Source organism: Dyadobacter chenhuakuii (assembly GCF_023821985.2).
GTDB lineage: Bacteria > Bacteroidota > Bacteroidia > Cytophagales > Spirosomataceae > Dyadobacter > Dyadobacter chenhuakuii.
Map to the genome: position 1 here is coordinate 5,446,803 of NZ_CP098805.1, position 25,321 is coordinate 5,472,123.

Genomic DNA, 25,321 nt, shown 5'->3' on the forward strand with positions numbered 1-25,321 from the left:
CCTGATGATTAAGCGTTACGGTATAATTTGAAATATTCATGAAAAGAACGAAGAACTTCGGATTTCGATATATTGAGTTTTTGTGCAACCTCTTCCGGCGTAAAACCCTGGCAGAATGAAAGATCAAAAATTTTCGCAGGTGATGTATCCGACGTGTTGGAAGGATCAGAGATCGGTGCAATCGCCGTTACCTTGCGCTTGGCTTCCACGGCCTTGGCCCGGGCCAGCTTGATGACACAAGCAACAAAGCTGAATGGGTAACTGTTGCAAGCCTGTAATTGGGGTGAGGAAAAGACACTTACCAACACTTCCTGAGCTAAATGGACCTGCGGCAAAATCTGCAAAATGATGCCATAAGCCATTGCACCATATTTATCATACGCTTCCAGCGAAGTCATGTTCTCGCTTCGTCTTGCAACTGACTGGCGGTCCACTCCATTTTTGATTGGTTCTAACTCACTCATACATTGTCATATTATTATTGCAAGAAAAGCCAACTGTATAATGATCCGGCAAATCTAGCTTGCTATTCTTGCAAATAGCGGGAGGTTGGTATAGTAAATTTAACAGAATAACCTGATAAAATGCAATCGGTGACATAAAAAGAAGCCGAACTGCTGTTAAATATGTCAAGTGTAATGTTCCATTGCGTTAAATATCGGTCTCGTTTCGCGGTTTACCAAGCTATATTATAAAGAATAAATACGACGTTGCCTGAAAAGTGATTCGATTCACATTCAGAAAATGTTGATTGTTTATCTTTGCGCGATGAAAAAAGAAATAGCAGTCATTTTTGATATGGATGGCGTGATTTGCCATACCAACCCTTACCACTCCATGGCGTTCCGCGAATTTTTTTCAAAGCGCGACCTGGCTCCGACAGACGAAGAATTTGCGGCACATATGTTTGGGAAAAGCAACAGCTACATTCTCAGTCACTTTTTAAACAGGGTGGTAGAAGGAGATGAGCTTTTGAAAATGGAAGATGAAAAAGAAAGCTTGTTCCGCCAGATCTACGAGCCTTACATTGATCCTATCGAAGGAATTGTCGCTTTTATCAACGACTTGAAAATTAATGGTGCGAAACTTGGCGTAGCAACGTCGGCGCCGCTGGCAAACCTGGACCTGATCCTGAGCAAAGTGCCTATCCGGGCGCATTTAGGCTCTATAATGGCCAGTGAAAATGTCAGGAAGCACAAACCGGATCCCGAAGTCTATCTTACCAGCGCTAAAAATCTGGGCGTGGAACCGGATCAATGTGTTGTTTTTGAAGATTCTTTTTCCGGTGTTTCGGCTGCTATCAATGCAGGAATGCGTGTGGTAGGCGTCCTGAGCTCGCATACGAAGGAAGAGTTACCTCCCTGCAACCTCTATATAGAAAATTACAGGGAGATGTCTTTTCAGCAAATTCAGGACTTGTTCTGAGAAGGCTGTTATAAGTGCTTATAATGTAACAGCGTCTTTCACTTTTACATCGTACACGCCTGTGAGCACTTTTGCATTTCGTTTTAATTGCAAAAATATCCGGTAACGACCCGCTTTGGGAAAGGAATAGGGAAATGAAATGCGGTTACCATGATCCATGCCGGACATTGCGCCGTCCTTGACATCATACATTCCCATTTCGGTCATCAGGAACACTTCTCTTTCTTCCATGGGCATAGCCTTTAATTTAGCCAAGTAACGGTCAATGCTATCCTGGAACATGGCGGGTGCGGGGGCTTTAACCGTAGTCGCCGTGTCGGCCATGCGGTCCTTGAATGACTTTTCAGCCGCCATCGCAAATGTGCCGGTCGGATGCAGGTGAATGTATACGGAGCCATCCGTACGAACAACTGCCACGTGGCCGGTCATGCCAAGATATGGCTCGGGATAACAGGCGCTTCCATCAGGATTAAAAAATTCAAATGTCAGCTGATACGGCTTTCCTGCGTCCAGCGGCTTGTCAGGTTTGCCTTCCCAAACGGCATAGGAGCCATCTTTAAAGACAGTTTTTGTGCCCGGCTTGCCGCAAACCACTACATTCTCATCCAATGGCACTGCTCCCGGAGAGTCGATCGGATCGGTCACGACATAAGTGTCTTCCTCTGCGGTCACTTGAAGCGGGTTGCTTTTTGCTTGCTGCTCAGGAATGTCGATGGTGTCTACAATAGTTTCCGCGAAACCCGATCGTTGTACAATGTCACTGTAAACAAGATACTTCCCGCCTGGTAATTTGGGTAAATAGGCTTCAAATGTCGTGCTATCCTTGCGTTCCGGGTGAATGTGGGCGAAAGCGTCCATTCCAGGCGTACGTACGAGAAATGTATGCATGAGCTTGCCATGATCCGGGATCAATGTGCTGAGCATACTGCCACGACGCTGCGAGTGAAAGCCTGTTGTGTCAATTTTTAGCTGAAAAACCCTTTGATCACCGTTCTCTAAAATGGCCGCGTTTCCCTGGATCGGCCGGTAAAGCCATTGCTTGTATTCTTCCGCCCAGCTATCCCACCAGCTGCTTCCGCCGTATAAAATGACCGAACATAGCACGGTTGCAATCCCCATATTCACCCAGCGCTTTCTTTTTTGCGCAAATGTCAATGTCTCGCCTGGCCTTAAAATGCCGTCGCTGACGCTTGCGCCAATGGTGGTGATCATTAACAAAAACAGCAGCACACCCAGAATGCTCAAACCAATCCCTAAATGTTTCGGCATTTCACGTTCCGCCGTTGAAACGGCAACAATAGGAACGATCAGCTCACCTTTTCCTTGTTCGCCTTCAACCTGGATCTGGGCGGAGGACGATCCCCATTCCATCAGCCAAACGGCACCCTGAAATTGTCCGGTTTGCCCTGCAACCTGTGCCAGTTCGTCGGGTGACGGAGCGCCTTTGTCCCCGGAATAAAAGTAAATGGGCCTTGCAAGCACTTTTTTAGCAATGCCATTTTCGATGAAAACCGTGATTTTTGCAGTCCCTGGAATCACATCGGGCGGCTCCACGCTCACAAGCACTTTATAGGGGCCCGCCTGTCCCTGCATTTGCACACCAGCACTTCCGACGTGCGCTTTTGCTGTCATACCAACAGCCAAAAGCATGATGATTAAGATAAGATTTTTCATCGTTGAATTTTATGCATCCAGTTACCCCAGGCCAAACCAATACGTGTTGAAATCAAACTGGCGATCAATGCAATGCCTAGTCCTTGCAGCAGTTCAGATGTCGTTTCCAGCCACGGGCCAAATTTGTAGCGATACTCCCAGTCAGGGCTGTTGCCGAAATACCAGTAATGGCTGCCAAAAAACCAGTTTCGGGCATAAGGCGATTCCATCAGGAATGATCCGAAAAACCATTGGAATACAGAAAAAACAATGATAAAGGCGCTTCCCAGAAGCAATGTAAGCTTCCAATCATTCAAATAACCGAAGCGATTACGCAAAAGATCAATGGTTATGGCTGGAATAATAAGCAGAAGTGGAAACTGGAATCCCTGATAATGATCAATGTGATTCAGGATCGGGCCTAGCTTGGGTTCCGCGGGAAAGAGGGGAATGATCCAAAGGGTCATCAACATTAATATTGTGTAAACGGTTGTCGCGGCGGTAATCGCCCATTTGTGCTTCACCGCTTTTCCGATAGCCATTAAAAAAAGCGGAAATCCTGCGCCAACACATTGGTAAAGGCTGGAATGGTGCATCCACATCCGACCAAGACTTTCAGAAAGCAATGTATACCAAATGGTTAACAGGAAGCCCGCAGACAATGCGAAAAGCCAGAACAGTCTTTTGTCCCAAAATTTTGTTTTGTCAAAAGAATGCGCAAGCCTTAGTTTCAATTGATTCTTGACCGCAATAACGCTGATCAGGGCACCAAACTGAATGCCTATCATGCCCAAAAGCAGCACGGTGTGCGGTGGGGACAAAATAGTAACATCCAGCCCGTAAGTGTTGTGCCACCAGTCGTCGAACGGGGCGGAAGTGAGCATGGCTAATGCACCCCAAACGCAGAATAAAGAGCCGAGTGAGCTATAAAAAAAGCCCCATATCTTGACACTGGCGGCTTTTTCCAAATCGCTGCCCCAGAATGTTTTACGTAAAATTTCATATCCCGAGAATAATCCTGCAACCACAGCGCCCAGATAAATAACCAGGTGAGGCGGAGATAGCAGTCCGTCGCGGCCGATGCTTATGTGCCAGCAAATGTCCCAGATGAGGCCGGTTATGACGCAAAAAGAAGCAAAAACAGTGGCGTAAATGTAAACAGGAATGTCCGGAGCTGCATGAAGCGGGACGACGCGGCCTCCGATGGCTGGCGGAGGGCCCATAGTAGTTTCCATAGGTTGCGAAAAGGATTTTGGCTTTGATTATTGTTGCAAAAGAGACAGTCAGCCAGTACTTTACCCCTATGTGTATGGAAAAATATCAAGCGGCCAGTAAATTGGATTAAAACGGCCGCATCGCTTTTACAAACCTGCCTTTGAAATAATTGGAAAAAAGATTGTCCTCCCGCACGCCGCGCGATGTGGAAGCGTGTATAAACATAATTTCTTCCTGGTTACGGACGTCGGTAACAATGCCGGCGTGAGAGACATAGCCTTCTTTTCCGGCTTCGGGTACAAAAAACAGCCAGTCGCCCGGCTTAATGTCCTTGATGCTGCTCACTTCCCGGCCAAATTCAGATTGCTGCCAGGAAATGCGTGGCACTTTTACACCGATTTCGGAATAAACGGAGCAGATCAGGCCGGAACAATCAATGCCGTTTTTATCATTTCCACCCGAGCGGTAGGGCGTTCCCGCGTAAGTCCGCGCCACCTCAACCACTTGCGGAACTGCTGTTGGAGGAAAATCGCCTGGCTTGCTATATGTTGGTTTTGAAGATGTTGCAGGTTTTCTGGCCGGCGTCCTTGCGGGGGGTCTGCGTGCGACGGTGCCACGCGATCGGGACGATTTTGACGGGGAATATCTTGAAGAATTCGATCTTTCCGGCGTTTTCCGAAGCGTGTCGCAGGCAGTTAGAAATAAGGTTAATGCGAGTGTGCAGATTAAGAAATAAGGTTGTCGGGAAATTTGGATCTTCATGCGCAAGCTTTCTGTTAATAACGATACTTTCCTCAAAAATATTAAACATTTCCGAAGCAGATTTGGCGAATAACGGTAGTTTTGTTGTGTTTTTACTCATTCCAAATTTTATTTGCTCCTAATGAAAATTATTTGTGTAGGCAGGAATTATACCGAGCATATAGCTGAATTAAATAACGAAAAACCCGACGCTCCCGTAATTTTTTTGAAGCCCGAAACGGCGCAGGTGCGGGCCGGAGAACCCTTCTTTTATCCCGATTTTTCAAAGGATGTACATTACGAAGTCGAGCTCGTGGTGAAAATAAACCGCGTAGGAAAGAACATTGAAGAGCGGTTTGCACATAAATATTACGACGAGATAGGCGTAGGCATCGACTTCACCGCCAGGGATTTGCAGTCAGAATTGAAGGCCAAAGGCTTGCCGTGGGAATTGGCAAAAGCATTCAATGGTTCGGCACCGGTCTCTGAATTCGTTCCGATCTCGGATTATGAAGACATTCAAAACCTGAATTTTAGCCTCGATGTAAATGGTGAAGAGCGCCAGAACGGCAACTCGTCCATGATGCTTTACCGCATTAATTACCTGATCTCCTTTGTCTCCAAATATTTTATGCTTAAAAAAGGAGACCTGATTTTCACCGGAACGCCAAAAGGAGTAGGGCCTGTGCAAATCGGCGACAAGCTTACTGCGTCCATTGAGGGCAAGAAGATGCTTGAATTATTCGTTAGGTAAACCTTGATCTTCTATTCGGTTGCAGGGTCGTTCATCCATACACTTCGTTTTCATGCATTATCATTTTCGGGCAATGGTCCGTATTGGTTTGTTATTGTCGGGCTTCATGGGCTTATGCCTTACTTCTTTTGCCCAAACACAAACGTATCCAAAAGGTTATTACCAATTTCCGATCCGGCCGGGGCTTGCCAATTCGCTTGCCGGCGGGCTCGGTGACCTGCGCAGCAATCACTTTCACGCCGGGCTGGACATTCGTACCGAGCAGCGCGAAGGCCTGAATGTGTACGCGGCTGCGGAAGGCTATGTTTACAAAGTGGCCGTTCAGCGGAGTGGTTACGGCAATGTGATCTATTTGCGGCATCCCAATGGTCAGACAACGGTTTACGGGCATTTATTGAAATTCAGTGATCCTTTGGCGACCTATGTGCGTGAAGAGCAGTACAAAAAACAGACATTCGAAATCGACCTCTTTCCGGAGGCGGGGAAATTCAGCTTCAAAAAAGGTGAAATCATAGCGCTTTCCGGCAACACGGGTGGTTCTGCGGGACCGCATTTGCATTTTGAGATCCGCGATTCCAAGGACAATTTTCTGAATCCTTTGTATTTTGGATTTAATGAAATCAAGGATGTTACGCCTCCGAAATTTGTCAATCTGGCGATCCGGCCGCTGGACATTAACGGACGGCTTAATGGTCAGTTTGGTCGGAAGGTTTACTCGCCGGTTAAGCTGAAAGATGGTTCTTACAGGCTTGCGGACACGGTTTCAGCAACGGGAATATTGGGCATTGATATGGTGGCGCACGACCAGATGACGGGCACAGGGTTTCGCTATGGTTTGCAATGCATTGAGATTAAAATGGATGGAAATGAAGTTTTTTCCTACAACATTGAGATTTTTCCCAACACCGCTACAAGGGATTATAACAACCTCATCGACTACGAAACGGAGCAAAAAACCGGGCAGCGTTATCTCAAATGCTACGTTCCGGACGGTAATAATTTCAATTTATATAAAACCAATGCGATTAACGGCAAGCTGAACATTACTGATACACTGCTTCATGAAGTGCGCATTAAAATCACCGATTCCTACGAGAATGCGTCCGAGCTCGTTTTCGTTATCAAAGGTGAACCGCAAAATCCGCCACTTCCGGTTTACGACGTAGAAATAAATCCGGAATACATTCAGACCGATGTGCAGGAAAATACATTGGTCATTAAAGCAAAATATTACCGCAGCGCGATCCCTTTTGCAACCTTGTATTCCAATGGTAAGGAAGTGAAAAAAGAGCCTGATTTGTATGCGGATGAGTCGGCCGTCTTTTTGACAGATTTAAGGAAATACATGCCTGACTCAGTCAAAATAGGCAAGACGACGGTGAAAACTTTTCTGCGAAGCCAGATTTTTCCCGCAGTTGCATCCAGTTATAAGGCAGACAAATGGTCGGTGGATTTTCGGAACACGAGTATTTTTGACACCTTATTCCTTACCGGGCAGCAAAATTTCAATGCGCTGACCATTAACAACCGGGGAACAGCGCTCAAAGATTATATATCCGTATCATTCAAACCGGAAACTGTCCCTGAAAACAAGGAAAGAACGCGCGTTTACCGCTATATTGATGGTTACTATCGGTTTTTGGGAGGTGCATGGGCGGATGACGAAATCAAATTTGAAACCCGGGAGCTCGGAACATTTGTTATCCAGGCAGACACCGTTCCGCCCAAGATCCGGCTTGTGGAGCATAGTAAGGACAGGATCCGCGGATTTATCGGCGATGCCACTTCCGGAGTAGATCATTATAAAGCATTGGTAAACGGGGAATGGGTGCTGATGAATTTTGATTCCAAAAAAGGCTATATCTGGTCTGAAAAGATGGATCCAACGGTGCCATTTGAAGGCGAACTAACGCTTGAAGTGACCGATAGGGCAGGAAATAGTACTATCTTGCAAACCGAATTGAAAGATCTGCCGGTTGCGCGGAAAAAAACGAAAAAACGAAAAAAGTAAAAGTATGGGACTTCAAGTTGGCGATTCCGCCCCAGCGTTTTCTGCTAAGGATCAGGATGGTAATGAAGTGAAACTTTCTGATTTTAAAGGAGAAAAAGTCATTCTTTACTTTTATCCAAAAGACGATACGCCCAGTTGCACAGCTCAGGCCTGTAACCTCCGCGACAACTACGATGTGCTTTTGAAAAAGAACTACAAAGTTTTGGGTGTAAGTGCAGATGATGAGAAATCGCATCAGAAATTCATTAAGAAATTCAACCTGCCTTTTCCGCTACTCGCTGATACTGACCAGAAAATAGTGAATGATTATGGTGTCTGGGCTTTGAAAAAAACTTTTGGCCACGAATATATGGGCATTGTCCGCACAACATTCGTCATTGATGAAAATGGGATCATTGAAGAAGTTGTTCAAAAAGTGAATACAAAGAATCACACTGATCAAATTCTTAACAAAAGTGAATAATAAAGAGTCATTCTCAAAGCCGTAATAATAGGACATTTACGTGCAGAAAATGGACGCTCAAAGAACGTATTTGATAAATAGAAAATCGATAAACATGGAAGTTGAACAATTAGAGAAAGTTGCCTCACAAGTTCGCAGGGACATTGTCCGTATGGTGCATGGCTGCCAGTCGGGACACCCGGGAGGTTCACTGGGCTGTACAGAATTACTTGTGGCGCTTTATTTTGAGCGTATGCAATTGAAAGAACAGGACGGTAAGCCAGTTTTTGACATGAATGGTAAGGATGAAGATTTGTTTTTCCTTTCCAATGGACATATTTCACCGGTTTGGTATAGCACACTTGCACGCAAGGGATATTTTCCGGTGGAAGAAATGGCAACATTCCGCAAGCTGGATTCGCGTCTGCAAGGTCACCCGACCACGCACGAGCACCTGGAAGGCATCCGCATTGCATCGGGATCACTGGGACAAGGAATGTCCGTGGCGATCGGCGCTGCAATGGCGAAGAAACTGAATGGTGATAAAGGACATGTTTACGTGCTCATGGGCGATGGTGAGCAGCAGGAAGGCCAGGTTTGGGAAGCAGCCACATTCGCGCCGCACCACCAGATCGACAACCTCGTAGCATTCATTGACCTCAACGGCCAGCAAATCGACGGCCCGACAGTGAAAGTAATGAACAACCGCGACCTGGGTGCTAAATACGAAGCATTCGGCTGGGAAGTGATTTCTATCGAAGAAGGCAACGATATGGCTTCTGTGCTGAAAGGTCTTTACGAAGCAAAAAGCAGGATGGGACACGGCAGACCAATTATGGTTTTGCTGCACACCGGAATGGGTTATGGTGTTGATTTCATGATGGGCAGCCACAAATGGCACGGCGTAGCACCTAATGATGAGCAACTTGCAGCAGCGCTGGGCCAGTTGGAAGAAACTATGGGAGACTATTAATTATATACAATGAAAAAATACACCTTCACTGAGAAGAAAGATACACGTTCGGGCTTTGGGGCCGGAATGCATGTGTTGGGACAGCAGAATCCAAACGTTGTGGCACTTTGTGCTGACCTGGTTGGTTCGCTGAAACTCGAACCATTTATAAAAGAAAATCCAGACCGTTTTATCCAATGCGGTATTTCGGAAGCGAATATGATCGGTGTTTCTGCCGGTTTGACCATTGGCGGTAAAATTCCATTTGCTACTACATTCGCGAACTTTGCTACGGGCCGTGTTTATGACCAGATCCGGCAGAGCGTTGCTTATTCCAATAAAAATGTAAAAATCTGTGCTTCGCACGCGGGCCTTACATTAGGTGAGGACGGCGCTACGCACCAGATCCTGGAAGACCTTGGCATGATGAAAATGTTGCCGGGCATGACCGTTATCAATCCTTGCGACTATAACCAGACGAAAGCAGCAACGATCGCGATCGCTGATTACGAAGGTCCGGTTTACCTGCGTTTCGGACGTCCGGTAATCCCTGTTTTCACGGATGCGGATCAGAAATTCGAGATTGGTAAGGCTTGGATGGTGAATGAAGGAACGGACGTGAGCATTTTCGCAACGGGCCATATGGTTTGGGAGGCAATCCAGGCTGGTGAACTTCTGGAAGCAGAAGGCATCAATGCTGAGATCATTAACATTCATACCATTAAGCCGCTGGACGAAGAAGCGATCCTGAAATCTATTGAGAAAACAGGTTGCGTAGTGACTGCTGAGGAACACAACCGCATTGGTGGTTTGGGCGACAGCGTGGCGCAGGTTTTGGTTAAAAACAAACTGGTTCCTCAGGAATATGTGGCGGTGAACGACAGCTTCGGAGAAAGCGGAACGCCTACACAATTAATGGAGAAATACGGCCTGACAGCGAAGCACATTGTGGAAGCTGCTAAACGTGCTATCGAGAGAAAAAAATAGATTATTGAAGTCCCGGGCCAGCTTTTTGCGGCCGGAAATCATTGAGTCTTGCGAAAGGTTGAAACACTGTTTTACTTTTTGCAGGACTCAAATTTTATTTGCCCTGAACCAAAAAATGAACTATTATTGACTTGTGTTGATTCGGGAATTAGTATTGATTAAATGTCTGACGAAGAATTATTATCCCTTTTTGAAAATCCCGAAACGCGCCGGAACGCTTTCAGTCAGCTGGTGCGGAAGTATCAGCAAAAAGTATATTGGCTGGTAAGGAAAATGGTTGTAGACCATGATGATGCGAATGACATTACACAGGATGTGTTCATCAAAGCCTGGACGGCGCTGGAAAATTTCCGTGGCGATTCCAAATTCTACACCTGGCTTTACCGCATTGCGAGCAATGAAGCCATTAACTTTCTCAACAAAAAAAGAAAGCGGTTTTTCATTTCAATCAATGACGTGGAAAGCGAGCTGAGCGAAAAGCTGGAAGCGGATCCGCTGGTGAGCGGCGATGCCATTCAGCTAAAACTGCAAAAGGCATTATTAAAATTACCAGAAAAGCAAAGGCTGGTTTTTAACCTTAAATATTTTGAAGAGCTGCCCTATGAGGAGATTTCGGAGATCACCGGGACGTCGGTGGGTGCGCTAAAAGCTTCATATCATTGGGCTTCAAAAAAAATTGAGGATTATTTAAATGAGACAGATTAAACCATTGCAAACTAGTTTGGTCAAACATTTACAAGAGTGGAAATATAAATAATCATGGATAATAAGCGCATACGACTGGATGATCTGAAAAAGGAAGTTCCTTTCCAGGTTCCGGAGGACTATTTTGACAAATTGCCTCAGATGATCCAATCAAGAATCCCGTCGGAACCTGTTCGTAAGCCGGTTATAGGCTGGTCGTGGCAGCGTTCATTGGCGCTTGTGTCGGCTATGGCGTTGATTTTAGTGCTGGTGTGGGTAACTGTTCCCGAACGCCAGGGATCACTTGGGCAGGAGCCATTGAGTGGCATCAGTAATGCATCCATAGTGAGTTACCTTGAAGATCAGGATATCAGTTACTACGATTTGAGCGAGCATAAAGTTGTTCAGAAGGCGTTTGACACAGATTCCACTGTACTTTTTTACCTGGATGGATTAGAAGATGACATTCTTCGCCAGCAATTACAGGAATCAGTTTCAGGCACTGAGACGATTTGACCCTAACAATAATTATAAAATGAACTTACAACTTATTACCAGACACCGAAACCTGTTAACCCTCCTCTTCATAGCAATGCTTTCCATCACTACGGCAAGCGCGCAACGGAAATCGGAGGAAGAAATAAAACGGATTCAGGATGCGAAAGTGGCTATTATTACCAACCGGCTGAATTTAACGCCGGAGCAGTCAACAGGATTCTGGCCGGTTTACAATGAATATTCCCAAAAACGCCGAGAAATTCACCGTGCGCAAAGGAAGATCATCAATGATAAAAAAGCAGAAGGGCAGAATGACGAGCAAGTGCTCGGTAACCTGAAAGAAGTGCAGGACTTGCGTCAGAAAGAGCTAGACCTTGAAAAAGAATATCAGAATCGCTTTTTAAAGGTAATTACGGCAAGCCAAGTGATCGAATTATATAAGGCGGAACGTACATTCAATGATATGCTTATCCAACGCCTTAAGAACAAATAAGGACTGAAAGGATTTTTGACCGGCTTATCGGCTTATTACAAATCGTTATCCCACACTGACACTCGTCGGTTGTGGGATTTTTTGTGCAAAAAAATAGCCGGCGTGGTGCCGGCTATTTCGTATATAATTACAGAATCTCAGCAATGTCAGTGGCCACCGACCACTTCTACGCCTTCAATTCCTTTGGTTTCAACCGTAATGTTACGCAGCGGTGCCGCATGTTTTTTGAAATCCTGGATAATTTCCAGCACATCGTAATCTATGTTCATGGAGCGGCTGCCGTCGATGACAACTGTTGAGCTGTCGGGCAGGTCGTCCAATGTTGCGCTGATGCTGCCTTTGTTCAGGAATGTAACTTCCTCAGACAAGATAAGCGTGATCACATCCCCATCGCGGTGTTTCTCTTTCACATAATGATAAGAGTGCTTGTAGTTTTTGCGAAGGATAAAATAAATCGCCACAACCATTCCGATAGCAATTCCTTTCAACAAATCCGTGCTCAGAATGGCGATAATGGTCACAATGAACGGGATAAACTGCTCTTTGCCGAGCTTATACATGCCCTGGTAAAGCGAAAACTTGGAAAGCTTATAACCCACCATCAGCAACACCGCCGCCAGCGAAGCCAAAGGAATGTAGTTCAGCAATGTAGGAATAAACAAAGCCGAAAGCAGCATAATAGACCCATGCGTAATGGTGCTCATCTTGGTCCGGCCACCTGAATCAATATTGGCAGAGCTGCGCACGATCACCTGCGTGATAGGCAACCCGCCGATTAACCCGGATGTAATGTTACCGATACCCTGCGCAACCAGCTCCCGGTTTGTGGGCGTGTTGCGTTTGTAGGGATCCAGCTTATCCGTTGCTTCCACGCATAAAAGCGTTTCAAGGCTCGCTACGATCGCTAATGTTACAGCGATGGTGTAAGTTTCAACGCGCGTAATTGCGGAAAAATCAGGTGTTTTGAAAAAACTGAAAAATTCCTGCGCATTGCTCGCCACTGGCAGCTGCACCAAATGATCACCGCCCAATGTCCAGGCAGGCATTACCTTTGAAAAAAGAAGGTTCAGCAGGATTCCGCTCACCACTACAAACAATGCACCCGGGATAAACCGGAAAAGCGAAACGCGCTTCATGAACGGACGGTCGAACAACATCAGCAAGCCGAGCGAAATCACAGAAATAATGATGGCTCCGGTGCTGCTGTATTTTACGGCGTTAAAAAGCTCCGTAAAGGTGTTTTGTCCGTCTTTCTGATTGAATGCTTCGTCGCCCATAAAGTCGGCGTCATAGCCGAATGCGTGTGGTATTTCCTTTAAAATGAGGGTTATACCAATGGCAGCAAGCATTCCTTTGATCACAGACGACGGGAAATAATAGCCAATGATCCCGGCCTTCAAGAAACCAGCAATCACCTGGATTACCCCCGCCAAAACCACTGCAAGCAGGAATGCTTCGAAACTCCCGAGCGTATCCAGCGCATTGAGCACGATCACAACCAGACCAGCGGCCGGGCCAGCCACACCTAAGGGCGAGCCGCTAATGGAACCAACCACGATTCCACCAATGATCCCGGCAATGATTCCCGAAAACAGGAGATCGGAGCGTCCTGTCGAGGCCAGCGCCACACCAAGACATAATGGTAAAGCAACCAGATAAACGACGAGTCCGGCCGGGACATCGTACTTCAGGTTGGAAAACAAACTTTTTTTATCTGCTGACATACGATTATCGCTAAGAGTCAAATATTAAATGAGGGCTGCTTAATGTCAGGCGATAACCGGAACGTCCATCCGATATACATTCTCCATATCGTCTGCACTGTCCATTGTAATGCCGAGATCCTGAAGAACGCCGGTGCCGACTGCGTATACCACACCGTGCACTTGCAAAGGCTTTTTGTTAGCCCAGGCATTCTGCACGATCGAAGTTTTAGCAAGGTCCATCACCTGCTCGATCACATTGAGCTCAACAAACCGGTCGGTTCTTTTTTGAGTGTCCTCAATGGCGTTCAGTTCTTCCTGGTGCAGTCTGTACACATCTTTAATATGTCTCAGCCAGTTGTCGATAAGGCCTACTTGTTTGTTGCCCATTGCTGCTGCAACACCGCCGCAACCGTAGTGTCCGCAAACGATGATATGCTGCACATTAAGCACATTAACTGAGTAATCGAGCACACTCAGCATGCTCATATCCGTGTGAATGACCATGTTGGCAATGTTGCGGTGCACGAAAATATCACCAGGCATTGTTCCTGTTAATGCATTGGCGGGAACGCGGCTGTCAGAACATCCGATCCATAGAAACTTTGGGCTTTGTCCGTTTGCTAGTCTGTTGAAAAATTCAGGGTCTTCCTCGTTAGTTGCATCGACCCATTTTTTATTATTTTCAAACAGTTGGTTATATGACTTGATCATGATTTTTTTGAATATAAATTATAGAATAGGAGAATCTGGACAATGCGCCTGGCCGAATGTAAAATGTACACATCCGCAGGAGCACCATGCTCACAGAATAAATAAATGCAGGAAAATCAGATCAGTTCGGGGGGCGGCGAGAGCAGCTTCAGCGAGATTTCATTTGGAAATCCGGCAGAGAAGGAGAAAGACTTCGAAAGGGGGAATGATAAAGGGGATTTATCAAAATGTAGGGAATGAGAAATCAACAACTGGTCGTCGCTGATTTTCTCAACTTCTGTTTTTTCATTATCACAAGTGCCGGTATCGCAAACCACAGATGACTTTTCCTTGGCCAGCAAGAGACTGGCGACATCTGTGGCTTTACAGATGAGGAAGGCCGTAAGTAATATGAGACAGAGCGATTTGAGCAACTTGTGATACGATTAATTAATAACGCTTACTTGGCTTTCCATTGTTTTTCGTTGTTTTCCAGCCAGCGTCCTACAAGGAACGCAGAACCAAGAAGAACCACATAAAAAACGATCATTATGATTGTCATTTCCATAAAAAAGCAATTTATACACTACTTAACGTTAGCAAAATTAACTAAAAATGTCTTTAACCGTTCAATAAATTAAAAATTTAAAGGACCCCTTTTGTTGAAGGCATAAAGTCGAGTGCTTTTAAATCACGTCTGACGGCCATTTTTATTGCCTTCGCGAACGCTTTAAAAATCGATTCGATCTTATGATGCTCATTGTCACCGCTTACCTGAATATTTAAATTAGAGAGCGACGTGTCTGAAAATGATTTGAAAAAGTGAAAAAACATTTCCGTCGGCATCTCACCAATTTTCTCTCTTTTAAATTCTGCATCCCAAACAATCCACGGACGGCCTGAAAAATCAATAGCAACCTGGGCAAGCGCTTCATCCATAGGAAGCAAAAACCCATATCTGCTAATCCCGCGCTTATCGCCAATGGCTTGTCGGTAAGCTTCACCCAGCGCCAGCGCGGTGTCTTCAATGGTGTGGTGTTCGTCAATATGCAGGTCACCTTCGACATGGATAGAGAGGTCTGCGCCTGAATGTCTGGCCAGTTGATCCAGCATATGGTCGAAAAAGCCCAGTCCTGTATGAATGTCAGATCTGCCGCTTCCATCCAGGTTCAGCTCGACTTTAATCTGTGTTTCTTTTGTATTGCGTTCAACAGACGCAGTTCTGGAAGGCAGCTTCAAATGTTCATAGATTGCATCCCAATCCCTTGAAACATAGCTGGTAGCTTTCTGCATTTCTTCGGACATTCCCGTTTCAGGGGTTTGATCCAGAAATAAAATGGCCTTAGCGCCCAGGTTTACAGCCAGTTGCACATCGGTAAGGCGGTCGCCGATCACGTAACTGTTAGCCAAATCGTATTCTTCTGAAAAGTAGGAGGTTAACATTCCGGTGCCGGGTTTTCTGGTAGGAAGGTTATCTTCGGGGAAACTGCGGTCCACGTGAATGTTTGCGAAATGTATATTTTCTCCCGCTAAGGTTTGCAGCATCTTATTTTGCGCCGGCCAGAAGGTGGGTTCAGGAAAAGAATCCGTTCCCAAGCCATCCTGATTGGTTACCATTACCAGCTCATAATCAGTTTCTTCGGCAATTTTGCGGAGTGCGGATATTGCTTTGGGTAAAAATTCGAGTTTTTCTAATGAGTCTACCTGAAAATCAGTGGGCGGTTCAACGATGATCGTTCCGTCGCGATCAATAAATAAGACTTTTTTCATTAATGTTATAAAGGATATGTTAGGCAAAAGGAATGCTGGTTTCCCGCGTTCGTGCAAAGTTCGCAAACTATGTGGATTTGAAAAGATTTACCCACATCAATAGCGCCTTTCGTACTGCAAAGAGACGTTATAAATCGTAACTTTGTGTTTAAAATTTCGTCTAAGATAATGTTTACAGGAATAGTAGAATCCGTTGCAACGCTTTTAAAAGTGGATTCAGAAGGCACTAACAAAACTTTTTCGTTTCAATCACCCATTGCTTCGGAGTTTAAAATCGATCAGAGTATCAGCCATAATGGTGTTTGCCTGACCGTTGTTGCCGTGGAGGGAGACACCTATAAAGTCACCGCCATTGAGGAAACATTGCTGAAAACCAATCTGGGTGACCTGACTATTCAGGATAAGGTCAATCTGGAACGTTGTATGCCGGCCAATGGCAGGTTCGACGGACACATCGTGCAGGGGCATGTGGACCAGACGGCTGTGTGCACATCCGTGGAAGCGCGCGACGGCAGCTGGCTTTTTGATTTTGAATATGATGCATCCACCGGAAATCTGACGGTAGAAAAGGGCTCCATATGTATCAATGGCGTGAGTCTTACCGTTTTTAATTCTGAAACCAGTTCGTTCCGGGTTGCAATCATCCCTTACACCTATGAATTTACTAATTTCCATAGCCTGAAAGCAGGTCACCGTGTCAATCTTGAATTTGATATTCTAGGAAAGTACATTAAAAGAATTCTTGGGTCATATACCGCATAGTATATTGGCATCCTGAAATATTACGTTTATTTTTACCGGTCTATACATTTCGAGCTTTAACAATACATGGCCAAAATAAGTACTCAGTCCAGAACGGATCTTTTCATTCATATCGGAATTATAGTTTCATTGCTTTTGGTCCTGTTTCTGGGTTTTTTCTTCGTTTATCTGCCTTTTACGACCAATCATGGCGAGGCTGTAACCATCCCGGATTTGAAGAAAAAGAATGTTGCCGAGCTTGAAGAATTTCTTGAGAGCCGCGACCTGCGTTACGAAGTAGATTGCACTTTCGTTGCTAATGTGCCGCCGCTGACCATCATTTCACAATATCCATTGCCGGGAGCCAAAGTAAAAGAAGGCCGGAAAATATATGTGACCGTTTCATCACGCACCGCGCCGTTGATCAAGATGCCGAAGCTGACGGATATGACGCACCGCAGCGCGCAAATGTTGCTGAAAAGTGTTGGTCTTGAAGAAGGAAATATATCCTATGTGCCGGATATGGCGCAGAATGCGGTTTTGAGGCAAATGTATAACGGGAAAGAGATTTTACCCGGACAAGCAATTCCGAAGGGCTCGAAAGTAGATCTGGAATTGGGCGAAGGACTTGGAACAGCACAATTTGAAGCGCCGTCCGTTTTAGGCTTGCCGTTGGACGAAGCGAAAATTGCGCTGATAGGAGCGGGGCTTAAAGTTGGGCAACAGATGGAAATACCGGCGGAGGAAGGACAAGCAGCGGGCACGGTGGTAAGACAGAATCCGGACGCTGGAAATAATGTAAGAATAGGAGATGTAATCGATCTCTGGATCACACCACAAGCAGTTGAATCAACTGGGAATGAGAATATATTACCGGAACAGTAAAATTTATTTTGATAATAAAAAACGTATAATCCTGACATTGCTGCTCGCGCTTTTTCAGTGTCAGTTGCTATACGCCCAATTAAAGCTCGTTCCTATCAACGGCTCCTATGCCGATGAGGAGGCCGAATCACAAAGCACATTGCGGACCGGGGCAACATTGAACCTGCCTTTTTTTGATGATTTTTCAACCACCAAAACGGCCAGTCCAAACACGGCAAACTGGCTTCCTGGAAGTGGGGTTTACATTAACAATACACTTTCCAGCTCGCAGCCCTCGCTCAACATTGCGACTTTTGATGGCTTGAATGCAACGGGAACCCCGTATAATCTCGTCAATCCGCTTACTCAGAATTTTACTGATACGTTAACTTCTCAGCCCATTGACCTGGCCGGAAAGAAGGCTTCGGATTCACTATACATTAGTTTTCAGTGGCTGGCAAAGGGTTTGGGTGAACTGCCGGATTCCAGTGACTATTTTCAGCTTGAATTTTTGAGTAAAACCAACGGCTGGGTTACGGCCTGGCGGCAGGTTGGTTACAAGCTAGATACGGTTTATAAGAATCAATTTGTTAAGATTACCGATCCGGCATACTTCCATAATGCATTTCAGTTCCGGTTTCGGGCCTATGGGCGTAATTCGGGTTATTACGACACCTGGCATTTGGATTATGTTTATTTAAATACAAAACGTTCAGTAAGACAACCTTACATTTTCGATGTTGCGGTGAGAAAAGCGATCTCTCCGTTTTTGAAAAAATATACCGCTATGCCGCTCCGGCAATATCGCGTCAACCCCCAGGCTGCCATTTCCGATTCGGTGAAGACCGATGTTGCGAATAACTTCAACAATTTCAACATTCTGACCAGCACATTTACCGTCCGGGATGCGACTAAGGGCACTGAATTGTTCCGGAATGTCCAGAGGTCGATTTACGTCGAGTCGCTCAAATCTAAATCTTTGGCAGTCAAAACGGCTCCGCTGGCTATCAATAGCAACCTGGATAGTTTGAAATTGATCACTAAATTTTGGGTTACCACCACGGATACCATTCCGGGAGTTAATTTGAAGACCAATGATTCCATCACTTCCCGGGTAGATTTGACGGATTACTATGCATATGACGATGGAAGTGCAGAATATGGCGTGCAGGTAAATCAGAAACTGGGACGCGTGGCTGTGCAGTATACATTGGCGAAACCTGATACAATTGGCGGCGTAAGGCTTGCTATGGTCCAGTTTAACAAAGATGTTTCGGGACAAGGATTTACGATTCAGATCTTTGATAACAAAAACAGCAAACCGGACAAGCTGATCGCGCAAAGATCTGTTGGAGCAAGATATCCCGCTTTACGAAACGGGTTTATTGATTATGCATTCAGCACACCAGTTGCTGTCCCGGATACATTTTATGTGGGCTGGCTCCAACTGAACGAGCAGCCGGTTACAGTAGGATTTGACCGGAACTCCATGTTGGGTAGGAACGCGGTTTTCTATAATTTAGGAACCGAGTGGGCCAAGGAAACTGCGTTGAAGGGCAGTATCATGATCCGGCCTTATCTCGGAAAAAAAGCAGCGGGCGTGGTGACAGGAAATGAAACGGTCACGACTACGGACATGTGCTTTTTCCCGAATCCGAACAAAGGCGTTATTAACTGGGAGAATGCCTCTATAAAAAGAATCGAAATTTACGCAATGCAGGGACATTTGGTTCAAACCATTGTTCCAGAAAAGGACCAGCGTTCCGCCGTGGTTCAGTTGAGTGAAGGAATTTATATTGTTAAATCATCGGATGGGAAACGATCATTTACACAAAAGATGTTATTTGTCCAATAATCTTATTAATAACAAAAAGAAGACATTATGGATATTACAGTGCAAGAACTGAAGGAACGTCTAGATAAAGGGGAAGACCTGCATTTTTATGACGTTCGGGAAGAACATGAATTCGAAGAAGACAATCTTGGCGCGAAACTGATCCCGTTGGGTGAGTTGCCCGATCATCTGGACGAGCTTGAACCTTTGAAAGATGAGGAAATCATTATTCATTGCCGTTCGGGAGCAAGAAGCGGAAAAGCGGCCCGTTTCCTGGAATCGCAGGGTTTTTCAAATGTTAGGAACGTGTTGGGCGGGATTCTTGCCTATCGTGAGTTGGAGTAACATCTTCCTACAAAGTATTATTATCCTGAATCCTGGCCTGAATGTAGGCCAGGATTTTTTCATATTCGTCGGCCTGGAACCATTCAAATTTCCCTTGATGACGGAACCAGGTCAGTTGCCGCTTGGCATACCGCCTTGAATTCTGTTTCAGCAGCCGGATCATTTCCTTTTCGTCATACGCATTGTCGAGATAACCATAAACTTCCTTGTATCCGACCGTTTGAAGTGCGTGATGGGATTTGTATGGAAGCAATGCTGTCGCCTCGTCAACAAGCCCTTCTGCGAGCATTATATCCATCCGATCATCAATGCGTTGATATAATTCGGAACGATCCCTGTCCAGCGCGATCAAGATTTGCTGAAAGGGCCGCTTAGTGATGTTTTTTAAATGATATTGACTGATTGGCGTGCCGGTGGTGTGAAATACCTCCAATGCCCGCACTACGCGTTGCGGATTGTTAATTTCTGCCGTAGTGGCGAACGCCGGATCTATTTCACGAATTTCATGCTGCAACACATCAAGTCCTTTTTCATTCAGCTTTTGAGTCAAAGATTCTCGCAGGCCCGGCAAGGGTGCGGGCAGGTCGTCTAAGCCTTCTGAAACAGCCTTCACATAAAAACCCGAACCTCCGGTCATCACGACGTAATCGTGCTTCTCGAAAAGCGTTTCCAGTAATGTCAATACATCGCGTTCGAAATCCCCGGCGCTGTAAATTTCTGAAATAGAATGCGAGTTGATAAAATGGTGCTTGACTTGCGAAAGCTCTTCGTTTGTTGGCTTCGCTGTGCCAATGTTAAGTTCTCTAAAAAATTGCCGCGAGTCGGCGGATATGATCTCCGTATTGAGCGCTTTGGCTATTTGAATGGACAATGCGGTTTTTCCAACTGCGGTAGGGCCGGCAATGATGATCAGGTATTTCTGTTGGCTTTCAGACATTCAAGCGCTTTTGATTCAATGTTATTTCGTCGCGAATTTACATATCAGCAGTTTGTACACACCACTTTTTCTCATATTTAGGCAATAGTATCATGCCGGTTTTGCAATCTTTTGACAGCGAGAAGGATTAATAATTTTTTTTGTATAATTTATGGAAAAAACGCCCTTGTTCTCGTCAATTTGAATCGGCCAGCGTAATAAGCTCTAACATTTTTCTTTCTTATTTTCAATTCACATTCTAAACATTGCAAGTTATGTTCAAAAAATTATTACTATTTGCCTGGATCGGGTCAATGGCATTTATGGTTGGCTGCAAAGGCGAGCAAGGTGATGTAGGGCCAAAGGGCGATGCAGGCGTAGCCGGCCCGGCAGGACCAGCTGGACCAGCGGGACCGGCTGGGCAGAACGGAACGGGCTCAGGTGGGGGGGCAGCTATTCTGTCACTCGGAGAGATAAAGACAACAGAAGATGGTGGGGTTTTGGGGCGAATTGGTGTTGACAGCTTATCGGCTAATGAGCAGGAAGTCTACGAAAGTGCTGTTGTACTGGTTTACGTTAAGGTGCAAGGAGTTTGGTGGCCATTACCGGGCACCGTTATTTTTGATGATACAAAAGCAAACGATTTTACGTTTGTTCACGGAGTGGAGGATGCAACGTTCTTCGTTGATATTATTAACGTGAGATGGTATGAAGAAGTTGATAAAGCGCCTATGAGGACTTTTGAAGATGTCCGTGTTATCCTGGTTCCTGGGGAGCTCCTAAGGACTTCTGCCCAAGTGGATTGGAAAGATTACAATAAAGCTGTTACTGCATTAGGACTATCTGAGGCAAATGTAAAACTGACGAAGCAGATCAGGTTCAGAAAGTAGTGAGTAACGTTAAAAAGCGAAAAGCACCTCGATCGAGGTGCTTTTCGCTTTTTAACATAAAGACTTTTAAGATTAATATTCCCAAAGTCCGTGTTCCAGTTCCATTAATTCTTGCTCGTAGTTCAGAGACTTAATAAGTGCTTCTTTTTCTCCATTGTAGATGTCAAGAAACGCTCTGTCGTTCGCATTAGAATACTTGGTGATACGGCCGTAGAAAAGGCGCAAATCGAAAGCATCCGCAAGGTTCTTGTTCTGAGCAGTATTATGGGTGTTGTACCAGATATATTTCTTAGGATCGCTTCTGAACAGTCTTTCCACATCTTTGTAACGGAAAGACGCAACTGGCAATTCAAGACCCGTAGCAGTTTGCTCCGAAGGAAGAATGATTGTCAATGTTTGAATGTCATTGTACAAGCGTGATCTTTTTTTGTCAAATGTCCAATCTTCCTTGATTTCCAAAATGCTCAACTGCTCAGGGAAATACTCTTCCTCAGTAGAGGCAATCTGGGTTTGGAAGCTGCTATCAACCTTAGGCTGCTCAACAACGGGTTCCTCTGCTTTTGCAACCTCTGTTTTAGCACCTTTTTTGCTTGATTTTTTCTTTGGAGGACCCCAGCCATCATCTTCCGCTGCTGCTTCAGTTTTTGTTTCCTTTTTGGTGTTACCCCATCCGTCATCAGCGGCTGCCGCAGTCTTAGTTGGATCTGCCTTTGGTTTAGCACCCCAGCCATCGTCTGTTTTTGCAGGCTCACCAAAGCCAGCTGCTATTTCCTCAGCAGATAACCCGGCAGTTTGATTTGGGATTAATATACGTTTGTGTAACTCTTCACCATCAATTTTAGTAGCACATGAGTCATTTGTGTAAGCGTCAATTAAACCTGCTTTTGCAGCCTCCAACAGGTAACGTGTGATCTCATTATTTTTAGAGAACATTGAAACATTCTGTTTCTCTTTAAGATCGACTCTTCTCCAAAGCGTCCTTTTCATCAGGACATCGCCGTCAGCGATCGGGCGTGATGAAAACTGATTCGCTGTGGAATCTTCTTTTTCCTGAGCAAAAGCAGCGCCTGTGCCCAAAGACAAAGAAAGTAATGACCATGCAATCGTTTTTCCGTTCATTCTTCTCATAACATACATAAGGTTGTATTGCCCAATCAACGATTAAAATTGACGTATTAGTATAAGGTTACCTGTCTGTATTGGTTACCCATTTCAACTTCATTCACAGCGCCTTTGAAATTCTGACGCTCTACTTTAAGGATTGAGATCACATAACGATCGCCAGGTTGCGCTTGTTGTGCCAATGACGATATTGATCCGCCACCGCCGTTCAATGTAACTCCACCAATTCTTCTGTTTCCTCTGGCCAGAGAAACCTCAACCTGAGACACTCTGAATTTCGCATCTTCCGGCGAGAAGTTTTTAAAGCTTTCATCCGGAACAGCAATCACTTGAATGCTGCGTGCTCCCGAAGCAGGTGCTCCTTTACGTTCGTCAAATACTGCACCATTAACTCTCACTTCAAGCGAAGGCTTAGGCACTTTATTAACTCTGAATGGCTCGGAACCCAGAACATTGCCAGCATTGCTGACAGTAATATTCAACTGTGCTTTGTTAGGAACGATCGTGAACTTTCCTTTTTGTCCGCTCTGGATAATTTCTCCACCGTCGGTCGAGAAGCTTGGTGCCCAAAGTGGTCCCAATGCCGGGCTCTGGATGCTTAGTTTATTAGCGCAACCCAGGTACAAAGGAGGAAGTGTTCCTGTTTCAATCTGGTAGGAAGGCTTCACAACGAAGTATTCCTGGTTCATTGTATAAGTTGTATCCCGTCCTGATGGAGTAGGGATCGTAATGCGAGCTTGCAGTTCTTTCCGCACAACACCTTCTGCATTATAGCCGCCACCTTGCGCAGTAAATTCGATCATACCAACGCCGTTTTCAACCTTTACAGGTGAGCCGTTCAGGCTCATACGTGGTGTTATTCCAGAAGCAGAAGCTGCGATGAACATTTGTCCTTTGAATTTCGTACCTGCAACAACGGTTTTTGCATCAGCGCTAACCATCGCCAGAACGCGGTCAAATTTAACGTCTGCTGCACCAACCTTGCTTGCAAGGTAATTCAAGACTTCACCTTCCATGCGGCGAATGTCTGTTTGTTTCTGACTTAAAACTGCTAATGCAGCTGCAACAGGAGTCGATTCAAAATTCAGTTCAGCGAAATCCTTATTGCGTTGGTCTTTATTTCCTTTCACACTAGGATCTTCTCTGCCGTCCATAGCAAGCATCTGAAACTTGTTTGGCGACAACTGGTTAAGCTGAGCAGTGTAAGCATTAAGCGTTTGTTTCAAGCCATATGCTTTACCTCTTTTACCTTGTGCAATCATCAATTCGGCAACCTTAGCTTCTTCCTGAGGATTTTTAATTCCACCTTCCTCATTGAATCCGCCACCTGCTTTGTTAATGATCTCTTGCTTTAAGGCATTGATTTGGTTGGTAATGTCTGCTGTAAACTTACGAACCTCCTCGGCTTGTTTAATTACTGCAACGTCAGCTGAACGGTTACCCGCTTTTTCAACTGCCGCTTTTATTTTAAGTACAGTTTCCTGGTTTATTTTATTAGCTGCTCCGGAGGATAGTTCCAAAGAATTGTTCAGAAGAATGAATTTTTCTATGATAGCTGAGCTTACCTGCAACGCGAGCATTGCAGTAAGTACCAGGTACATCATGCCAATCATCTTTTGACGGGGTGTTTCTTTTCCACCTGCCATATATTCAGAAATCAGTTATCAGTGATTGAATAATTTATTATGCATTGCCACCACGCATGGCAGTCAGCATATTACCATAAATGCCATTCAGAGACGAGATGTTGTTCGTTAGTCTGGACATTTCATTTTTAAACACTTGTGATTCTTTGGTAGCGTCAGCCATGTTTTCCATCGCAGTAGTAAGGTTGCCATAGAACGCATTCATTGCTTTCAAATGCTTGGTTGTGTCTTGCAATTCCAGCTCATAAACTGCATTCAGCGCGCCCATGTTCTTAGTGATCTGCTGAAACTGCTCACGATATGATTGTGCATCCTTGGTAGCATCAGCCATAGAACTCATCGCGCTGATAGCAACTCCATAAGATTTATTCATGTCATTGATCGCCGTTGACGCACTTTTCACATTTCTTGCGTAATCATTAGTAGCAACGGTTGCATCGGTCAGATCGCTTATTTTACCAACTGTTTCAGACAGGTTTCTGAAACCTTTTCCAAGGCTGTCGAAAACCTCAGGACCGAGCTTAGCATTGTCAAGCATGTTATCCAGCTTAGCAGTAACACCGCTTGAAGATGTAGAACCACGCGTGATTGCCGGACCATTGTAATCGTCAGCAAGCTCAGGGTAAACGCGGGTCCAATCCGGATCGCGGTCAGAAGATTGTGTTAGTGTTTGAAGTGCATAAAGTAAAAATATAAGAACCTCAGTTCCCAAACCGGCAGTAAGTAAAGGGCCGCCGAAGTCCCAGTGTTGAATTTTCGCTAACGCTCCCAAAATAACAACGGCAGCACCTGCGCTATATATTGTTGGTACCAGTTTATCCCAAAAAAAATTAGGTCCGCTATTCTTAGCCATACTTATTGAAATCAGTTACAGTGAAAAAATTAGATATTGATAAAGAAAAGTGTTTTGAAAAGGTCGTAAAAAAGAAGCAGTGTTTGAAA

26 protein-coding genes are annotated in these 25,321 nt (G+C 45.1%); 14 read left to right on the top strand and 12 right to left on the bottom strand.

Features of this window, described 5'->3' with window-relative positions; all coding sequences use genetic code 11:
* Positions 1-8: 8 nt before the first annotated feature.
* Positions 9-464 (bottom strand): RNA polymerase sigma factor, encoded by a 456-nt coding sequence (locus NFI80_RS22760; RefSeq protein WP_233797318.1) that lies wholly within the window; start codon positions 462-464, stop codon positions 9-11.
* 304 nt (positions 465-768) lie between these two features.
* Between NFI80_RS22760 and NFI80_RS22765 the strand changes: the two genes are divergently transcribed.
* The gene (locus NFI80_RS22765; RefSeq protein ID WP_235163937.1) at positions 769-1,425 is read left to right on the top strand and encodes an HAD family hydrolase; all 657 of its coding nucleotides are present in this window, start codon (positions 769-771) and stop codon (positions 1,423-1,425) included.
* 18 nt (positions 1,426-1,443) lie between these two features.
* Here the strand turns inward: NFI80_RS22765 and NFI80_RS22770 are convergent, their stop codons facing one another.
* From NFI80_RS22770 to NFI80_RS22780, 3 genes are all read right to left on the bottom strand, one after another.
* Positions 1,444-3,099, bottom strand: coding sequence for a DUF8832 domain-containing protein (locus tag NFI80_RS22770; protein WP_235163938.1), 1,656 nt, complete (start codon positions 3,097-3,099; stop codon positions 1,444-1,446).
* A complete protein-coding gene (locus NFI80_RS22775) occupies positions 3,096-4,313 on the bottom strand; it encodes a hypothetical protein (protein WP_235163939.1) in 1,218 nt (405 codons plus the stop codon). Before NFI80_RS22775 ends, NFI80_RS22770 begins: the two co-directional genes overlap by 4 nt.
* 106 nt (positions 4,314-4,419) lie before the next feature.
* Positions 4,420-5,055 (bottom strand): C40 family peptidase, encoded by a 636-nt coding sequence (locus tag NFI80_RS22780; protein WP_235163940.1) that lies wholly within the window; start codon positions 5,053-5,055, stop codon positions 4,420-4,422.
* A 121-nt stretch (positions 5,056-5,176) separates the two neighbouring features.
* Between NFI80_RS22780 and NFI80_RS22785 the strand changes: the two genes are divergently transcribed.
* The 8 genes from NFI80_RS22785 to NFI80_RS22820 all read left to right on the top strand — a co-directional run bounded on the left by NFI80_RS22785 (position 5,177) and on the right by NFI80_RS22820 (position 11,855).
* Complete coding sequence (locus NFI80_RS22785; protein WP_233797313.1) at positions 5,177-5,788, top strand: fumarylacetoacetate hydrolase family protein; 612 nt, start codon at positions 5,177-5,179, stop codon at positions 5,786-5,788.
* 52 nt (positions 5,789-5,840) lie between these two features.
* Entirely contained in the window at positions 5,841-7,799 is a 1,959-nt protein-coding gene (locus tag NFI80_RS22790; protein WP_235163941.1) for a M23 family metallopeptidase, read from the top strand.
* 4 nt (positions 7,800-7,803) lie between these two features.
* The gene (gene bcp, locus NFI80_RS22795; RefSeq protein ID WP_233797311.1) at positions 7,804-8,262 is read left to right on the top strand and encodes a thioredoxin-dependent thiol peroxidase; all 459 of its coding nucleotides are present in this window, start codon (positions 7,804-7,806) and stop codon (positions 8,260-8,262) included.
* 94 nt (positions 8,263-8,356) lie between these two features.
* Positions 8,357-9,214: a transketolase gene (locus tag NFI80_RS22800; RefSeq protein ID WP_026628473.1), complete on the top strand. Its 858-nt coding sequence runs from the start codon at positions 8,357-8,359 to the stop codon at positions 9,212-9,214.
* 9 nt (positions 9,215-9,223) lie between these two features.
* Positions 9,224-10,180, top strand: a complete 957-nt coding sequence (locus NFI80_RS22805) for a transketolase family protein (protein ID WP_233797310.1) — start codon at positions 9,224-9,226, stop codon at positions 10,178-10,180.
* A 162-nt stretch (positions 10,181-10,342) separates the two neighbouring features.
* Positions 10,343-10,885 (top strand): RNA polymerase sigma factor, encoded by a 543-nt coding sequence (locus tag NFI80_RS22810; protein ID WP_026628471.1) that lies wholly within the window; start codon positions 10,343-10,345, stop codon positions 10,883-10,885.
* A gap of 54 nt (positions 10,886-10,939) precedes the next feature.
* Positions 10,940-11,380, top strand: coding sequence for an ash family protein (locus NFI80_RS22815; protein WP_233797309.1), 441 nt, complete (start codon positions 10,940-10,942; stop codon positions 11,378-11,380).
* Positions 11,381-11,399: 19 nt separating this feature from the next.
* Positions 11,400-11,855: a hypothetical protein gene (locus NFI80_RS22820; protein WP_233797308.1), complete on the top strand. Its 456-nt coding sequence runs from the start codon at positions 11,400-11,402 to the stop codon at positions 11,853-11,855.
* 146 nt (positions 11,856-12,001) lie between these two features.
* Here NFI80_RS22820 and NFI80_RS22825 read toward each other — a convergent pair whose 3' ends face one another.
* From NFI80_RS22825 to hisB, 4 genes are all read right to left on the bottom strand, one after another.
* Positions 12,002-13,579, bottom strand: coding sequence for a SulP family inorganic anion transporter (locus NFI80_RS22825; RefSeq protein ID WP_233797307.1), 1,578 nt, complete (start codon positions 13,577-13,579; stop codon positions 12,002-12,004).
* 45 nt (positions 13,580-13,624) lie between these two features.
* The gene (can, locus tag NFI80_RS22830; protein WP_026628467.1) at positions 13,625-14,272 is read right to left on the bottom strand and encodes a carbonate dehydratase; all 648 of its coding nucleotides are present in this window, start codon (positions 14,270-14,272) and stop codon (positions 13,625-13,627) included.
* A gap of 116 nt (positions 14,273-14,388) precedes the next feature.
* Positions 14,389-14,685 (bottom strand): hypothetical protein, encoded by a 297-nt coding sequence (locus NFI80_RS22835; protein ID WP_233797306.1) that lies wholly within the window; start codon positions 14,683-14,685, stop codon positions 14,389-14,391.
* 211 nt (positions 14,686-14,896) lie between these two features.
* A complete protein-coding gene (hisB, locus tag NFI80_RS22840; RefSeq protein ID WP_235160364.1) occupies positions 14,897-16,021 on the bottom strand; it encodes a bifunctional histidinol-phosphatase/imidazoleglycerol-phosphate dehydratase HisB in 1,125 nt (374 codons plus the stop codon).
* A gap of 168 nt (positions 16,022-16,189) precedes the next feature.
* On the opposite strand from hisB, the gene NFI80_RS22845 reads away from it, so the two are divergent.
* From NFI80_RS22845 to NFI80_RS22860, 4 genes are all read left to right on the top strand, one after another.
* Entirely contained in the window at positions 16,190-16,783 is a 594-nt protein-coding gene (locus NFI80_RS22845) for a riboflavin synthase (RefSeq protein ID WP_235163942.1), read from the top strand.
* A 66-nt stretch (positions 16,784-16,849) separates the two neighbouring features.
* On the top strand, positions 16,850-17,647 hold the full coding sequence (locus NFI80_RS22850; protein WP_233797303.1) for a PASTA domain-containing protein: 798 nt from the start codon (positions 16,850-16,852) through the stop codon (positions 17,645-17,647).
* A complete protein-coding gene (locus tag NFI80_RS22855) occupies positions 17,622-19,481 on the top strand; it encodes a T9SS type A sorting domain-containing protein (protein ID WP_235163943.1) in 1,860 nt (619 codons plus the stop codon). The genes NFI80_RS22850 and NFI80_RS22855 overlap by 26 nt, the downstream gene beginning before the upstream one ends.
* 27 nt (positions 19,482-19,508) lie before the next feature.
* Positions 19,509-19,805: a rhodanese-like domain-containing protein gene (locus tag NFI80_RS22860; RefSeq protein ID WP_026628462.1), complete on the top strand. Its 297-nt coding sequence runs from the start codon at positions 19,509-19,511 to the stop codon at positions 19,803-19,805.
* 7 nt (positions 19,806-19,812) lie between these two features.
* On the opposite strand, the gene miaA is transcribed toward NFI80_RS22860, so the two are convergent.
* Complete coding sequence (miaA, locus tag NFI80_RS22865; protein ID WP_235163944.1) at positions 19,813-20,742, bottom strand: tRNA (adenosine(37)-N6)-dimethylallyltransferase MiaA; 930 nt, start codon at positions 20,740-20,742, stop codon at positions 19,813-19,815.
* 254 nt (positions 20,743-20,996) lie between these two features.
* Between miaA and NFI80_RS22870 the strand changes: the two genes are divergently transcribed.
* Positions 20,997-21,611, top strand: a complete 615-nt coding sequence (locus NFI80_RS22870) for a hypothetical protein (protein WP_235163945.1) — start codon at positions 20,997-20,999, stop codon at positions 21,609-21,611.
* Positions 21,612-21,683: 72 nt separating this feature from the next.
* Here the strand turns inward: NFI80_RS22870 and porN are convergent, their stop codons facing one another.
* Genes porN through porL form a run of 3 tightly spaced genes read right to left on the bottom strand, consistent with a single transcriptional unit; the run spans position 21,684 to position 25,232 of the window.
* Positions 21,684-22,748 (bottom strand): type IX secretion system ring subunit PorN/GldN, encoded by a 1,065-nt coding sequence (porN, locus tag NFI80_RS22875; protein ID WP_233797298.1) that lies wholly within the window; start codon positions 22,746-22,748, stop codon positions 21,684-21,686.
* A 38-nt stretch (positions 22,749-22,786) separates the two neighbouring features.
* Positions 22,787-24,379 carry a type IX secretion system motor protein PorM/GldM gene (porM, locus tag NFI80_RS22880; RefSeq protein WP_255699299.1) on the bottom strand — a complete coding sequence of 531 codons (1,593 nt, stop codon included), beginning with the start codon at positions 24,377-24,379 and terminating at the stop codon, positions 22,787-22,789.
* Positions 24,380-24,416: 37 nt separating this feature from the next.
* Positions 24,417-25,232 (bottom strand): type IX secretion system motor protein PorL/GldL, encoded by an 816-nt coding sequence (gene porL / locus NFI80_RS22885; protein WP_233797297.1) that lies wholly within the window; start codon positions 25,230-25,232, stop codon positions 24,417-24,419.
* Positions 25,233-25,321 lie beyond the last annotated feature (89 nt).

What these genes read in the sequence shown, in the direction of transcription:
- NFI80_RS22820 (WP_233797308.1), top strand. Translation starts at nt 11,400, where the DNA reads ATGAACTTACAACTTATTACCAGACACCGAAACCTGTTAACCCTCCTC.
- NFI80_RS22850 (WP_233797303.1), top strand. Translation starts at nt 16,850, where the DNA reads ATGGCCAAAATAAGTACTCAGTCCAGAACGGATCTTTTCATTCATATC.
- NFI80_RS22825 (WP_233797307.1), bottom strand. Translation starts at nt 13,579, where the DNA reads ATGTCAGCAGATAAAAAAAGTTTGTTTTCCAACCTGAAGTACGATGTC.
- porL (WP_233797297.1), bottom strand. Translation starts at nt 25,232, where the DNA reads ATGGCTAAGAATAGCGGACCTAATTTTTTTTGGGATAAACTGGTACCA.
- NFI80_RS22800 (WP_026628473.1), top strand. Translation starts at nt 8,357, where the DNA reads ATGGAAGTTGAACAATTAGAGAAAGTTGCCTCACAAGTTCGCAGGGAC.
- NFI80_RS22870 (WP_235163945.1), top strand. Translation starts at nt 20,997, where the DNA reads ATGTTCAAAAAATTATTACTATTTGCCTGGATCGGGTCAATGGCATTT.
- NFI80_RS22775 (WP_235163939.1), bottom strand. Translation starts at nt 4,313, where the DNA reads ATGGAAACTACTATGGGCCCTCCGCCAGCCATCGGAGGCCGCGTCGTC.
- NFI80_RS22845 (WP_235163942.1), top strand. Translation starts at nt 16,190, where the DNA reads ATGTTTACAGGAATAGTAGAATCCGTTGCAACGCTTTTAAAAGTGGAT.
- miaA (WP_235163944.1), bottom strand. Translation starts at nt 20,742, where the DNA reads ATGTCTGAAAGCCAACAGAAATACCTGATCATCATTGCCGGCCCTACC.
- bcp (WP_233797311.1), top strand. Translation starts at nt 7,804, where the DNA reads ATGGGACTTCAAGTTGGCGATTCCGCCCCAGCGTTTTCTGCTAAGGAT.
- NFI80_RS22770 (WP_235163938.1), bottom strand. Translation starts at nt 3,099, where the DNA reads ATGAAAAATCTTATCTTAATCATCATGCTTTTGGCTGTTGGTATGACA.
- NFI80_RS22785 (WP_233797313.1), top strand. Translation starts at nt 5,177, where the DNA reads ATGAAAATTATTTGTGTAGGCAGGAATTATACCGAGCATATAGCTGAA.
- hisB (WP_235160364.1), bottom strand. Translation starts at nt 16,021, where the DNA reads ATGAAAAAAGTCTTATTTATTGATCGCGACGGAACGATCATCGTTGAA.
- NFI80_RS22780 (WP_235163940.1), bottom strand. Translation starts at nt 5,055, where the DNA reads ATGAAGATCCAAATTTCCCGACAACCTTATTTCTTAATCTGCACACTC.
- NFI80_RS22805 (WP_233797310.1), top strand. Translation starts at nt 9,224, where the DNA reads ATGAAAAAATACACCTTCACTGAGAAGAAAGATACACGTTCGGGCTTT.
- NFI80_RS22790 (WP_235163941.1), top strand. Translation starts at nt 5,841, where the DNA reads ATGCATTATCATTTTCGGGCAATGGTCCGTATTGGTTTGTTATTGTCG.
- porN (WP_233797298.1), bottom strand. Translation starts at nt 22,748, where the DNA reads ATGTATGTTATGAGAAGAATGAACGGAAAAACGATTGCATGGTCATTA.
- porM (WP_255699299.1), bottom strand. Translation starts at nt 24,379, where the DNA reads ATGGCAGGTGGAAAAGAAACACCCCGTCAAAAGATGATTGGCATGATG.
- NFI80_RS22855 (WP_235163943.1), top strand. Translation starts at nt 17,622, where the DNA reads ATGAGAATATATTACCGGAACAGTAAAATTTATTTTGATAATAAAAAA.
- NFI80_RS22860 (WP_026628462.1), top strand. Translation starts at nt 19,509, where the DNA reads ATGGATATTACAGTGCAAGAACTGAAGGAACGTCTAGATAAAGGGGAA.
- NFI80_RS22760 (WP_233797318.1), bottom strand. Translation starts at nt 464, where the DNA reads ATGAGTGAGTTAGAACCAATCAAAAATGGAGTGGACCGCCAGTCAGTT.
- NFI80_RS22810 (WP_026628471.1), top strand. Translation starts at nt 10,343, where the DNA reads ATGTCTGACGAAGAATTATTATCCCTTTTTGAAAATCCCGAAACGCGC.
- NFI80_RS22765 (WP_235163937.1), top strand. Translation starts at nt 769, where the DNA reads ATGAAAAAAGAAATAGCAGTCATTTTTGATATGGATGGCGTGATTTGC.
- can (WP_026628467.1), bottom strand. Translation starts at nt 14,272, where the DNA reads ATGATCAAGTCATATAACCAACTGTTTGAAAATAATAAAAAATGGGTC.
- NFI80_RS22815 (WP_233797309.1), top strand. Translation starts at nt 10,940, where the DNA reads ATGGATAATAAGCGCATACGACTGGATGATCTGAAAAAGGAAGTTCCT.